The sequence below is a fragment of the Wenzhouxiangella sp. YN1 genome, from assembly GCF_056324145.1.
On record NZ_JBJNIO010000090.1, the window covers coordinates 1 to 12877 of the forward strand.

12 protein-coding genes and 3 tRNA genes are annotated in these 12877 nt (G+C 64.3%); 3 read left to right on the top strand and 12 right to left on the bottom strand.

Annotated features, from left to right (window positions below; translation table 11 throughout):
• The 12 genes from ACEWQZ_RS01150 to ACEWQZ_RS01205 all read right to left on the bottom strand — a co-directional run.
• Positions 1 to 141: GTP-binding protein (locus tag ACEWQZ_RS01150; protein WP_476481236.1), on the bottom strand; the 141-nt coding region annotated here is incomplete at its 3' end.
• Between the two features lie 45 nt (positions 142 to 186).
• Positions 187 to 262, bottom strand: a tRNA-Thr gene (locus ACEWQZ_RS01155).
• A gap of 145 nt (positions 263 to 407) precedes the next feature.
• A tRNA-Gly gene (locus tag ACEWQZ_RS01160) sits at positions 408 to 481 on the bottom strand.
• Positions 482 to 515: 34 nt separating this feature from the next.
• Positions 516 to 600: transfer RNA gene (locus ACEWQZ_RS01165), tRNA-Tyr, on the bottom strand.
• 107 nt (positions 601 to 707) lie between these two features.
• Positions 708 to 1661, bottom strand: coding sequence for a permease-like cell division protein FtsX (gene ftsX / locus ACEWQZ_RS01170; RefSeq protein ID WP_476481237.1), 954 nt, complete (start codon positions 1659 to 1661; stop codon positions 708 to 710).
• Positions 1658 to 2341 carry a cell division ATP-binding protein FtsE gene (gene ftsE / locus ACEWQZ_RS01175; protein WP_476481340.1) on the bottom strand — a complete coding sequence of 228 codons (684 nt, stop codon included), beginning with the start codon at positions 2339 to 2341 and terminating at the stop codon, positions 1658 to 1660. The genes ftsX and ftsE overlap by 4 nt, the downstream gene beginning before the upstream one ends.
• 26 nt (positions 2342 to 2367) lie before the next feature.
• Positions 2368 to 3567: a type II secretion system inner membrane protein GspF gene (gene gspF, locus ACEWQZ_RS01180; protein WP_476481238.1), complete on the bottom strand. Its 1200-nt coding sequence runs from the start codon at positions 3565 to 3567 to the stop codon at positions 2368 to 2370.
• A complete protein-coding gene (locus tag ACEWQZ_RS01185) occupies positions 3567 to 3761 on the bottom strand; it encodes a hypothetical protein (protein WP_476481239.1) in 195 nt (64 codons plus the stop codon). Before ACEWQZ_RS01185 ends, gspF begins: the two co-directional genes overlap by 1 nt.
• Positions 3762 to 3816: 55 nt before the next feature.
• On the bottom strand, positions 3817 to 5349 hold the full coding sequence (gene gspE, locus ACEWQZ_RS01190; RefSeq protein WP_476481240.1) for a type II secretion system ATPase GspE: 1533 nt from the start codon (positions 5347 to 5349) through the stop codon (positions 3817 to 3819).
• Complete coding sequence (locus ACEWQZ_RS01195) at positions 5285 to 7231, bottom strand: secretin N-terminal domain-containing protein (protein ID WP_476481241.1); 1947 nt, start codon at positions 7229 to 7231, stop codon at positions 5285 to 5287. Before ACEWQZ_RS01195 ends, gspE begins: the two co-directional genes overlap by 65 nt.
• Positions 7228 to 8115, bottom strand: coding sequence for a type II secretion system protein N (locus ACEWQZ_RS01200; protein ID WP_476481242.1), 888 nt, complete (start codon positions 8113 to 8115; stop codon positions 7228 to 7230). The genes ACEWQZ_RS01195 and ACEWQZ_RS01200 overlap by 4 nt, the downstream gene beginning before the upstream one ends.
• Positions 8116 to 8338: 223 nt before the next feature.
• Entirely contained in the window at positions 8339 to 9637 is a 1299-nt protein-coding gene (locus ACEWQZ_RS01205; RefSeq protein WP_476481243.1) for a DEAD/DEAH box helicase, read from the bottom strand.
• Positions 9638 to 9851: 214 nt separating this feature from the next.
• Here ACEWQZ_RS01205 and trxA point away from each other — a divergent pair, with 214 nt between their 5' ends.
• The 3 genes from trxA (at position 9852) to ACEWQZ_RS01220 (ending at position 12722) form a co-directional block, all read left to right on the top strand.
• Positions 9852 to 10178, top strand: coding sequence for a thioredoxin TrxA (trxA, locus tag ACEWQZ_RS01210; protein ID WP_476481244.1), 327 nt, complete (start codon positions 9852 to 9854; stop codon positions 10176 to 10178).
• A 254-nt stretch (positions 10179 to 10432) separates the two neighbouring features.
• Positions 10433 to 11689, top strand: a complete 1257-nt coding sequence (gene rho, locus ACEWQZ_RS01215) for a transcription termination factor Rho (RefSeq protein ID WP_476481245.1) — start codon at positions 10433 to 10435, stop codon at positions 11687 to 11689.
• Between the two features lie 328 nt (positions 11690 to 12017).
• A complete protein-coding gene (locus ACEWQZ_RS01220) occupies positions 12018 to 12722 on the top strand; it encodes a response regulator transcription factor (protein WP_476481246.1) in 705 nt (234 codons plus the stop codon).
• The last annotated feature ends 155 nt before the right edge of the window (positions 12723 to 12877 follow it).

Sequence of the window (12877 nt, forward strand, 5' to 3'; positions counted from 1 at the left end):
GTAGGCGCGAGCCTCACCACCACGCGCTTCAGCGCTCACCTTCGTCAGTGCCGCCGTCAGCGTCGTCTTGCCGTGGTCAACGTGACCGATCGTGCCCACGTTGACGTGCGGCTTGGTGCGTTCAAACTTTGCCTTGGACATGCCTCAAAACTCCGTTTTGTTTTGCTTTGCAGTTGTCGATGATCATGGTGCCCACGACTGGAATCGAACCAGTGACCTCTCCCTTACCAAGGGAGTGCTCTACCGCCTGAGCTACGTGGGCGCTCAACTCAAAAAAAAACCGGCAACGAAACACCTGCGGCATTCGCTGCATGCCGCTTGCGGCGGTTTCCGCAAGCAACCTCGCTTCCTGACCCGCGGGCCGGGCACTGATCCAGCGCGCAAAACCAGCGCGCTACACCAAACACTGGAGCGGGTGATCGGAATCGAACCGACATCATCAGCTTGGAAGGCTGAGGTTCTACCATTGAACTACACCCGCTCGGAAAACCGACTGCTTCCAAACCTCAAAAATCTGGTGGAGGGGGCAGGATTCGAACCTGCGAAGGCTAAGCCAGCAGATTTACAGTCTGCCCTCGTTGACCGCTTGAGTACCCCTCCGGAAATCCGTACATTTGGCCTGGCCGGACCAGCCGACCGCCTGACTTTCCAGACGAAGCCCGCAATTCTGTCCGATCCTGTTCGACAAGTCAACCACTTTACCGAATTCAGGACGGATGGACCGCCCTGAGCTGCCGACCAACGGCAAGCCAGGCGCCCAGAATGCCGAGCGCGCCGCTGCCCAGAACCAGGATGGCCACTACGCCCGACGGCACCGATGCCAGGATGAAGTCGCTGGCATACGCACCACTGAGCCGCCCGACGGGCCCGGACAGCGCGAGCAAGCCCAGCTCGACGACGGCCCAGGCCGTCAGGCCACCGGCCAGACCGTACCAGAAGCCGGAATAAAGAAAAGGGCGGCGCACAAAACCGTCGGTGGCACCGACCAGGGCAAGCACGCGAATCTCCTCGCGGCGGTTATGGATATCCATCCGGATGGTATTGCCGATAACAAACGCTACTGCCAGGGCAAACAGCGCGCCGAGGAGAATCGCCAGGCGCTCGAGCAGCGCAAGAATGGCGTCCAGGCGCTCGAGCCAAAGCAGATCGACGACCACCTGATCAACCCCCTCGACAGCGCGCAGGCGCGCCGACAGGGCCTCGACGTCCTGCCGCGCCGCCGGGGTAATCTCCAGCACCCACGGCAACGGGTTGCCCTCGACATGCGCCGAAACCCCTTCGATCTGCAGGCGCCCGGTGAGCTCGGCCATGCCCGCCTGCGGGCTGATCGGATCGACCGCGACGATGTCCGCCCAGGTGCTCAGCCGGGAGGCCAGCTGCACGGCCTCGCGCTCGCCGCGCTCGCTCTGAAGAAACACCGACAGCGTATCAAGGCGCTCCCAGCCGTCGCTGATCCGCCCGGCATTGTCGAGCGCCACATAAAGGCCGGTCGGCAGGCTGAGCGTGATTGCCAGCACCACCACCGTCATCAGCGTAGCCAGAGGGTGCCGCAGCAATGCGCCGAGTGACGACAACAGACTGTAGGCATGCCTGCGCGCCCAGGCGCGGACACCACCGGTCCAGGGCATCCCCCGGGGGCCAAAGCCGACCTGACCGCTCACGCCCCAGCCTCCGGCCGGGCAGGCAGATCGTCGCCCAGCGCGCCATTCCTGAGCACCAGAACGCGACGCTGCAACCGCCGAATCAAGTCGAGGTCATGGCTGGCGATCAGCACCGTTGTGCCCAGCTCATTCAAGGACACGAAGAACTGCATCAGCTCTGCCGAAAGCTCGGGGTCGAGATTGCCGGTCGGCTCATCGGCCAGCAGCAACGGCGGCTTGGCGACGATCGCCCGGGCAATGCCCACGCGCTGCTGCTCACCGCCGGAGAGCATCGGCGGATACATGCGCTCTCTGGCCAGCAGCCCCACCTTGTCGAGCGCGGCGCGCACCCGCCGCCGGATCTCCGGATACGCGACGCCGGCAATCACCAGCGGCAGCGCCACGTTATCGAACACGCGCCGATCGCCGAGCAGGGAGTGATCCTGAAACACGATGCCGATATGACGGCGCAGCCAGGGAATCTGGCGGCGGGAAATCCGGCCCACGTTGCGGCCCTCGAACAGCACCCGGCCCCGACTGGGCCGCTCGAGCAGCGCGATCAGCTTGAGCAGCGTCGACTTGCCCGCTCCGGAATGTCCGGTCAGGAACACCATTTCGCCGCGGGCCAGGCCGAAGCTGACGTCAGTCAGCGCCTGGATACCGCCAGGATAGCGCTTGGCTACCTGCTCGAACCGGATGATGTGATCGGATGCGCTCATGGCGACGCTCAGGACAACAACTGACTCATTGACATGATCGGCAACATGATGGCCAGCACGATGTAGAGCACCACCAGACCGACGACAAGGATCAATATCGGCTGCAGAACCGCCAGCAGAAGCTCACTGGCCGTCTGCAGCTCGCGCTCCTGAAGCTGCGCCGCCTGCTCAAGCATCGGCGCGAGCTTTCCGCTTCTCTCGCCGCCGGCCAGCAAGCGCCTGGCCATTGGCGGCAGCCAGTCGAACCGACCCAGCGCCCGGGTCAGCGAAACGCCCTCGCGCACCTGAGCGGCGGCGACGGCAACGTCGGCGCGAATCTGCCGGTTACCGACCACCTCGCCGGCCACGCGCAGGGCATCGACCAGCGGCACCGCACTGGCTGCCAGAATGGCCAGGGTACGCATCAGCGTGGCCGTCTCGCGCGAGCGCGCCAGACGCCCGAGCACCGGCACGCGCAGCAGCCGGGCATCGAACAGCCGCCGCACAGCCGGCCGCCTCAGCGCCAGCGCACCACCAAAGGCAACAGCTACAGCAAAAAGCACGACAAGCCAGCCCCAGGCAGCGACGAACTCTGACAGCGCGAGCAGGCTGCGCGTCAACAGCGGCAGCTCGCGGGCGGCGTGCTCGAACACACCCACCACGCGCGGCACGACAAAGCCGATCAGGCCGCTGACCACGGCCATCGCAATCACCGCCAGCGCCAGCGGATAAACCAGGGCCAGAGAAAAACTGCGCCGCATTTCCTCGCGCTGCTCGGCAAACGCGGCCAGGCGATCGAGCACGCCGTCAAGGGCGCCAGCGCGCTCTCCAGCGGCAACCGAGGCGCTGTAGAGCGGCGGGAACAGGCGCGGCTGCTCGGCCATCGCCGCCGACAGGCTCTGCCCCTCCATGACCCGAGCCCGAATGGCACCAAGCTGGCCGCGCGAGCGGGCCTGCTCGGCCTGCTCGACCAGCACCGAGAGCACTTCCTCGAGAGGCAGGCCGGCCGCCAGCAGCGTACTCATCTGCCGCAGCAGCAGCGCGCGCTCGCGCCCCTGCCCGCCAAACCCGGCACGACGGCGCGGCTGGGCGTCGACGCCGTGCACCTCCAGCGGAATCAGCCCGCGCTCACGCAGCTGCGAACGGGCCGCGCGGGCGCTGTCGGCCTGCACCACACCGCGGGCGGTCGAGCCGGTCTCGGTCAGCGCCTGATACTCGTACGCCTGCATCAGGGTGTGCCGGGCGCGCGCGCGCTGTCAAAAGCACGAAGCCCGGCGCCAGCCGGCAGCAGTGGCGTCGGCACCAGGCCGAAGCTCGACACCCGAAACACCGGATCCGAAACCGGCTTCAGCCAGCCGAGCTGCTTGATCAACGCGATCGATTCACGATTCGTGAACGATGCAAAGGCAGTCGCTTCAGTCATTCGCATTTCGAATCTGTTTCGGATTGGACGCTTCGAATTCCGGATCTGCTCTTCCTCAAGTCGTCCTCGTCACCCGCAACACCTCTTCCAGCGAGGTTGTGCCATCGAGCGCCTTGCGCCAGCCGTCTTCGAAGATCGACGGCGCCAGCTCGCGGGCAAGCTCGTGAAGAGCCTGCTCCGAGGCGCCGTCATGAATCAGCCCACGCATCGCCGCGTTGACTGCAACCAGCTCATAAATGCCGGTGCGGCCACGATAGCCCGACTGCCCGATACCAAGATCGGCCCGCGGCCGGTACAGGGTCGCCGACGGCACGCCGGCCACGCCGAGCCGCTCGAGCTCGGTGGCGTCGACCGCCCAGGCCTCGCGGGTGTCGGGGTCGAGCACGCGCACCAGACGCTGGGCGAGCACGCCAATCAGGCTGGAGGCCAGCAAAAACGGCTCCACACCCATATCGACCAGGCGCGCAATGGCGCCAATGGCAGTATTGGTGTGCAGGGTCGAGAGCACCAGATGGCCGGTCAGGCTGGCCTGCACGGCAATCCGGGCGGTTTCGAGGTCGCGTATCTCGCCGACCATCACCACATCCGGATCCTGGCGCAGGATGGCCCGCAGGCCTCGGGCAAACGTCAGATCGACCTTCGGATTGACCTGGGTCTGACCGATGCCATCGAGATCGTACTCGATCGGGTCTTCGACGGTCATGATATTGCGGCTGCGGTCGTTGAGACGCATCAGGGCGGCGTACAGCGTGGTCGACTTGCCCGAGCCGGTGGGCCCGGTCACCAGCAGGATGCCGTGCGGACGCTGAATCAGCGACTCCATCCGCTGACAGGTGGCTTCGTCCATGCCCAGCTCGGCCAGATCCAGCCGACCGGCCTGCTTGTCGAGCAGGCGCAGCACCACGCGCTCGCCGTGACTAGACGGCAGCGTCGACACGCGCACGTCAACCGGTCGGCCGGCGATACGCACCCCAATCCGCCCGTCCTGCGGCAGTCTTTTTTCGGCAATATCAAGCTGCGCCATCACCTTGATACGCGACACGATCAGCCCGGCCAGGCCGCGGGCGGGACTCATGACCTCGCGCAGAACCCCATCGACCCGGAAGCGGATCGACAGACGCTCTTCGAAAGGCTCGAGGTGAATATCCGACGCACCCTCGCGGATCGCCTGAGTGAGAACGCCGTTGATCAGGCGGATGATCGGTGCGTCGTCTTCGGACTCGAGCAGATCGGCCGGCTCGGGCAGATCCTCGGCCAGGCGGGAAAGATCGAGATCTTCGCCCAGGTCCTCCGCCGCATGCTGGGCCGAAGCGTCGTCGGCCTCGTAGAGCTCACCGACGCGATGCTCGAAGTCGGCGGCCGCCAGACGCTCAAGCGCGATCGCCCCACCCACGCGCCGGCGAACTTCCTGGAGTGCAGGCACGTCGAGTGGCTCGCGTGCAATCACGCGTGTACGGCCGTCCTCGGCCCTTCCGGCCACGGCCACTCCGCGCTTGCGGGCAAACCCGTAGCCCGGCCGGAATTCAGCGCCCATCGTCGTTTGCGTCGCCGGCCGCGGAGTCGACCGGGGCAGCCTGCATGAAGGCATCGAGCTCGGGCAGGAGCGGCATTGCCTCGCGGCTGCCCAGCCCCTTGACTGACTCGCGCTGCTCGAGCTGAACATCACGAATACGGGTATATTTCGAACGCGTCACGCTTTCCATCAGCGCCTGATCATGCAGAATCCGGGGGCGAATGAAGACCATCAGGTTACGCTTGACCTTACTGGAAGTGCGGTAGCGAAACAGCTCGCCGAGCAGCGGAATCCTTCCCAGGCCGGGCACTTCCTCCCGCCCCTCCTGCACGTCGTCGCTGATCAGCCCGCCGAGCACCAGCATGGAACCGTCGGGAACCATCACGCGGGTGGAAATGGTGCGCTTGTTGGTCACCAGATCCACCGCACCGGTCGAAGGCGCCAGCGTCGAGACCTCCTGCGAGATATCGAGCATGATGGTGTCGCCCTCATTGATATGCGGAGTGACGTTGAGCTTGACCCCGATCTCTTCGCGATTGATGGTCTGGAAGGGGTTGACCTGACCTTCCCCGGTAGAGACGCCCTGCGTCGAGTAACTGCCCGAGAGGAAAGGCACCTCCTGGCCGACATTGATGTTGGCTTCATGGTTGTCGAGCGTGACCAGCGACGGCGTGGACAGCACGTTGGTGTTGGAATCGCTGGCCAGGGCGCGCGCCAGACCGCCGATCTCGAGCAGCTCCATGCCCAGAAGCTCGGTGGTGCCACTCACATAGCCCAGGTTCAACCCGCCGCCGGGCAGCAGCGGCGCGCCGTTTTCGCCGCCGGCACCCAGGCCGGCGGAGAGGCTGAGAATATTGTTGCCGCCGGACTGAAAGTTGGTGCCGCCGAAAAAGCCCGAATCGCCGGACTCGAAGGCCTGCCACTGAATGCCCAGCTCACGGCTGAAATCCATCGAAACCTCGGCGATGATTGCCTCGACCAGCACCTGCGCGCGGCGTACGTCGAGCTGCTTGATCACCGACTCGATGGACCGAAACACCGAAGGCGGCGCGGTCACTACCAGCGCATTGGTTTCATTGTGCGCCTGGATACGCGCTCGCGCGCCTTCTTCGGCATCCAGTTCGAGCATGCCCTCGAGCACCGGCACCAGCGTATCGGCCGTGGCATAGCGCAGATAGATCACCCGGGTGCTGCCCTCGGCGTCCAGCGGGGTATCGAGATGGCTGATCAGCGTTCGCAGGCGCAGGCGACGGGCGGGGTCGCCCGAGAGCACAACGGTATTGGTGCGTTCATCGGCCACCGCCGACTGCGCGCCGCCGTTGGCCGGATAGATCTGATTGATCAGCTGCACCACCTCGGCCGCGTCGGCGTGCGTGAGCGCAATCACCTCCACTTCCTGATCGATGGCGGCGTCGAGCCGCTCGATGATGGCCTCGATGCGGCGAATGTTGCCGGCACGATCGGAGATGATCAGGCTGTTCGAGCTTTCATGATGCACCATGTAGGCCGACTGCGGCAGCAGCTGGCGCAGCAGCTGGGAGACCTTGCCGGCATCGACATGCTCGAGCTGGATGATGCGCGTCAGCGGCTCGTCACCGCCGCCGCGCATGTCGTCGACCGGCACCCGCCCATCCTGGCGCGCATTGACGTCAGGCAGCACGCGCACCGTGTTCTCGTCGCTCACGGCGGTGTAGCCGTGCACGCGCAGAATCGACTGGAACACCTCCCAGACCTCGTCGTCGTCAAGCGGCTGCGATGAAATCACCGTCACCTGGCCACTGACCTGCGGATCCACGATGATCGAGCGCCCGGTCATGTCGGCCACCGCGGTGATCAGCGAGCGAATATCGGCGTCCTTGAAATTGAGGACGTGGCCGTTCTCCTCCGTTGCCTGCTGCGCCAGCGCCGGTACGGCAAGCGCCAGCCACAGAGCGGCCAGTCGAATGGATTGCATCATCTTGATTGCAGACTCCCCATGATTTGTTCCAGATCGGGCTGCAGCGTCATCTCGCGGCCGTCCCGGCGCACCGTGATGGCCACCCGACCGCTGGACATGACCTCTCCGAACAACCGCCGGACGGCCTGCGCCGACTCCAGAGGCTGGCCGTTGACCGCGACCACCACATCGTTGACCTGCAGGCCCAGCTGCTGAAACAGCTGCGCGTTGCGCCCCGGCCGAACCCGAAAGCCACCACCGGCGACCGGCATGACCGAAACCGATTGCGCCAGCTCGTCGACATCAAGGCCCATCGAACGGGCGGCGTCGGGCAACGCGGCCACGCTGGCACCGGAAGCGGCATCGATCCCGCGAATGCCGGGCAGCGGGCGGCTTGCCCCGGCGGCGCTGCGCTCACGCGCAGCACCCGTGTGCCGCGGTCGGCCCGAAGCGGCGGCCCTGGCATCGAGCACCAGCGTCTCGCGCTGACCGTCACGAACGATGATCACCCTTCTCGATTCAATCGACTCGATCTCAGCGCCATCAGGCAGCTTTTCACCCCGGCGGTAGACGCCTTGCCCCGCGCCTTCGGCGGCGATGATGGCGTAACCTCGCCGGCCGGCCATCACGCCCTTGAGCTTGAGCCTGCTGTCGGCCACCGGCAGCGGCTGCAGCGCCACGCCGGCCGGGGTCGAGCGCCCGAACAGCGCCCAGCGAAATTCGCCGCTACTGCCGCTGGCCTGCGACATCTTCGGCACATCCAGCGCCGGCGCTGATTCAACCGCCACCCCGCCAATCACCAGCCACAGCAGGCGCACCAGCAGCCAGACCAGGGCCAGCGCCAGCAATGCACCGCTGACCAGGGCCAGTCGCGAAGACCAGGCAGGCGGCAACAGGGTGGTCACGAGCGGGTCGACTCCGGGGATGATTCTTGCGCGAGATTAGCACAGACTGGCCGCACTCCGAAGGATGCAAGGCGGCAGGACCGGAGCCATCAATGGGGCGCGGGCGCAGCCGCGCTGGACGACAATTCAGATGGAAACACGCGTCGTCATGGGTGAACAGATTCGGGAGGTCACCGGTCGGCGGTGTCACGCCGACCCGTGCAGAATGGCTGACTGGCTGGTCTCAGCCGGTGCGGCGCCGGCCGCGACCCTGATTGCCGCCCCCACGCCTGCGTCCGCCGCCCCCGCGCCGACCGCCCTTTTTCTTGCCGCTTTTCTTGCGCGGCGCCGGGCGTTCCAGTTCGGGAAGCCCGTCGGGATCATGCTGCTCCACCGGCAGCTGCATCTCGATGTAGTCCTCGATTTCGGGCAGGTGGAAGGCGTAGTCCTCGCAGGCAAAGCTTATGGCTTCGCCGGTGGCGCCCAGCCGGGCGGTGCGACCGATACGGTGAACGTAATCGGCGGCGTCCTGCGGCAGATCGAAGTTGATCACGTGGCTGACATCGGGAATATGCAGCCCGCGCGCGGCCACGTCGGTGGCCACCAGCACATCGATCTCACCGTCGTGAAACCGTTTGAGCAGCGTCTGGCGCTTTTTCTGCGGCACATTGCCAGCCAGCATCGCGGCATCGATGCCGTTGGCCTTGAGCGTCCGCGCCACGCGGTCGGTCTGATGGCGGGTATTGACAAACACCATCACATGGCCATCTTCCATTTCGCGCAGCAGCTTGAACAGCAGCGGCAGCTTTTCCGGGTTGGAGGGATAGTAGACGCTCTGGTGCACCCGATCACTGGTCACCTGCTCTTCTTCGAAGCGAATGGTCTCGGCTTCATTCATGTGCTCGTAGGCCAGCTCGGTGACTTTCAGCGGGAAGGTCGCCGAAAACATCAGGGTCTGACGCTTGTCGACCGGCGGCATCTTGCGAAACAGATAGCGGATATCGGTGATGAAACCGAGGTCGAACATGCGGTCGGCCTCGTCGAGCACGGCGACCTCGATGACCTTGAGGTTATAGACACCCTGCTTGAAATAGTCGATCAATCGACCGGGCGTGCCGATGAGGATATCGACGCCCTCGGCAATCTCATCGCGCTGCCGAGCATAATCAACGCCGCCATAGGTGAGCACCGAACGCAGGCCGGTGTACCTGCCCAGCAGCTCGGCGTCGCGGTGAATCTGGATCGCCAGCTCGCGCGTGGGCGCGACGATCAGCGCTCTGGGATTGGCCCCGGGCCCGATGGAATCCGGTGACAGCAGGCGCTGGAATGCCGCCAGCAGGAAGGCTGCGGTCTTGCCGGTGCCGGTGCGCGCCTGGCCGGCCACGTCACGGCCCGACAGGGCCAGCGGCAGCGTTCGTTCCTGGATCGGCGTACAGTATTCGAAACCGGCCTCGTCGAGGCCGCGGCAGATATCGGGGTGGAGTTCGAAAGAATCGAGCCGGGTGTCGGTTAGCACCTGTTCGGTGCCAGTGTTTTCGGTCACGGGGATGGTATTGTCCTTGAAATTCTGTTGGCTTGCCTTGAATTAGCGTGTTAACCCGGATGGTATCAAGCCATCGCAACCCAGTTGATCGGGAGAGCCGACACACGGATAAGCGGGCATAGTATATTGCCAATCCCGCGCGCCTGCCGGAAATGAACACAAATCGCCGCCGCAGCCCCGAATTTCGAACCCCAACGCCAAGGAGAAGAACACCGTGAGCGACAAGATCATCCATGTCAACGACAGCGATTTCGAAGACCAGGTTCTCAAGGCCGACGGCCCCGTGCTGGTCGACTACTGGGCCGAATGGTGTGGGCCGTGCAAGATGATCGAGCCGATCCTGCACGAGCTGGCCGACGAGTACGGTGACCGCCTCACGATTGCCAAGCTCAATATCGATGAAAACCAGCAAACCACCAGCCGCTACAAGATCCGCGGCATTCCGACCCTGATGATTTTCGAAAACGGAGAGCACCAGGGCACCAAGGTCGGCATGCTGACCAAGTCCGCGCTCAAGGCGTTCGTTGACGAAACCGTCTGATCAGGCAAGGCCGAACCGCTCGAACGGCCGGATCAACCCGCCGTGGCTGGACTCAGCTGGCGAATAGTGCTAGTTTACGATCCATCGGGCGGACCAACCGCCCGGCAATTCCGTAATTTCCCGAACCCTTCCCCGGATCTCTGGGGCACTATGCGATAGAACCTGACCATGGTCCTTATCCGGTCGCTGTGACCGGCGAGCCTCCCCGTTCGCCTGCGGTGCGCCCAAAGACTCCCGTAAAAGACACTCAAGCGATGAACCTGACCGAACTCAAGAAGAAATCCGCCAAAGAACTCGTCGACATGGCCGAAGAACTCGGCATCGACAACATGGGACGCTCGCGCAAGCACGATCTCATTTTCGCCATCCTCAAGGCGAGGGCACAGAAAAAGGACGCCATCTACGGCGACGGCGTGCTCGAAATCCTGCAGGATGGCTTCGGCTTCCTGCGCTCGGCCGAGGCCTCATACATGGCCGGGCCCGACGACATCTACGTGTCGCCTTCGCAAATCCGACGCTTTACCCTGCGCACCGGCGACTACATCTCCGGCAAGATCCGCCCGCCGAAGTCCTCGGAGCGCTATTTTGCGCTGCTCAAGGTCGAAGAGCTCAACTACGACAAGCCCGAACAGTCCAAGAACAAGATCCTGTTCGAGAACCTGACGCCGGAATTCCCGCGCGAGCAGCTCACGCTCGAGCGCGGCAACGGCTCTACTGAAGACATCACCGGTCGCATCGTCGACCTGATCGCGCCGATCGGCAAAGGCCAGCGCGGCCTGGTCGTCAGCCCGCCCAAGGCCGGCAAGACCATGATGCTGCAGAACATCGCCACCGCCATCCGGGCCAATAACCCGGAAACGCACATGATCATCCTGCTCATCGACGAGCGCCCCGAGGAAGTTACCGAAATGGAGCGCAGTGTCGATGCCGAGGTCATTTCCTCGACCTTCGACGAACCGGCAACCCGCCACGTGCAGGTCGCTGACATGGTCATAGAGCGAGCCAAGCGGCTGGTGGAGCACAAGCACGACGTGATCATCCTGCTCGACTCCATCACCCGGCTGGCGCGCGCCTACAATACGGTGGTGCCCTCCTCGGGCAAGGTGCTCACCGGCGGCGTTGACGCCAACGCCCTGCAGCGGCCCAAGCGCTTCTTCGGCGCGGCCCGCAACATCGAGGACGGCGCCAGCCTGACCATCATCGCCACGGCGCTGGTCGACACCGGCTCGAAGATGGACGAGGTGATCTACGAAGAGTTCAAGGGCACCGGCAACATGGAAATCCATTTGAGCCGCCGCATTGCCGAAAAGCGCGTCTACCCCGCCATCGACATCAACCGCTCCGGCACCCGGCGCGAAGAGCTGATGATCGGCAACGATGAGCTCCAGAAAACCTGGATCCTGCGCCGCATTCTCCACCCGATGGATGAAAGCCAGGCCATCGAGTTCATGCTCGACAAGCTCAAGGTCACCAAGACCAACGAGGAGTTCTTCAATTACATGAAGCGGTGAGGCCACGCCCCGGCCTGGCGGCGTGCCCGAGCGTGGCGGCAGACCGGCAGGACGGGACGTCAGAGCCCGTTTGCTGGTTTGCTGGTTTGCTGGTTTGCTGGTTTGCTGGTTTGCTGGTTTGCTGGTTTGCTGGTTTGCTGGTTTGCTGGTTTGCTGGTTTGCTGGTTTGCTGGTTTGCTGGTTTGCAATGATTATGCGCAGCCGGCACAGTGAAAACGAAGGCGAGCCGACCCGAGCGCAACTAGCCAACTAGCCAACAACTTCTTCACCCCCCGTTGACATCCGCGGCCTAAACTCATTCCATTCACAAATGTGAAGGAGCGAGGCCATGTCCGAGGAATCCCTGCCGCAGGCGACCATCCTGCTGGTTGAAGATCATGATGACCTGGCGGCCACCATCGGCACCTGGCTGGAGTCGGTCAACTTTGCCGTCGACTACGCCGCCGATGGCGCGATTGCCCTCAACCTGGTGGCAGAAAATGAATACGACGCCATCGTTCTCGATCTGATGCTGCCGCGCGTCAACGGCATCCGCGTGGCCGAAAAGCTGCGCGACAACGGCATTTCCACGCCGATTCTGATGCTGACCGCCCGCGACCAGCTCGAAGACAAGATCGAGGGCTTCAACGCCGGCGCCGATGACTACGTGGTCAAGCCCTTTGAAACCGAGGAGCTGATTGCGCGGCTGCGCGCGCTGATCCGCCGGGCCCGCGGCGAAACCGGCGAAGGCCAGCTCAAGGTTGGTGACCTGGTGTTCGATCCGCGCCTGATGCGCGTCGAGCGCGGCGGCGAGCGGGTCACACTTTCACCCACGGCCATGCGCATTCTCAAGATCCTGATGCGGGAATCACCCCGCGTGGTCAGCCGCGAGCAGATCGAGAACGAGCTGTGGGGCGACACCCTGCCCGACTCTGACACGCTCAGGAGCCATATCTACAACCTGCGCAAAGGCATCGACCGCGACTTCGAAGGCAAGCTGCTGCACACCGTGCAAGGGATGGGCTTCAAGCTGGCGACACCGGAGGAGGCCTGAGGAATCGGTCGAAGCCCGGGTAATCGATGAAACCCGCGACCGGCAAAGTGCAGGCCGTCCGTCGGGGGCCTGGCCCCGACCTCAGACCTGCGCAGGCACAGCCACAACCCCGCGATGCCCTGGGCCCGGACCGTAGATCACGGTTACATCCGCGA

Bases quoted from the DNA above. Each gene is read 5' to 3' on its own strand.
- gspF (WP_476481238.1), bottom strand. From the start codon at position 3,567: ATGCAGGCGTACGAGTATCAGGCGCTGACCGAGACCGGCTCGACCGCC.
- ACEWQZ_RS01185 (WP_476481239.1), bottom strand. From the start codon at position 3,761: ATGACTGAAGCGACTGCCTTTGCATCGTTCACGAATCGTGAATCGATC.
- gspE (WP_476481240.1), bottom strand. From the start codon at position 5,349: ATGCCTTCATGCAGGCTGCCCCGGTCGACTCCGCGGCCGGCGACGCAA.
- ACEWQZ_RS01195 (WP_476481241.1), bottom strand. From the start codon at position 7,231: ATGATGCAATCCATTCGACTGGCCGCTCTGTGGCTGGCGCTTGCCGTA.
- rho (WP_476481245.1), top strand. From the start codon at position 10,433: ATGAACCTGACCGAACTCAAGAAGAAATCCGCCAAAGAACTCGTCGAC.
- ACEWQZ_RS01220 (WP_476481246.1), top strand. From the start codon at position 12,018: ATGTCCGAGGAATCCCTGCCGCAGGCGACCATCCTGCTGGTTGAAGAT.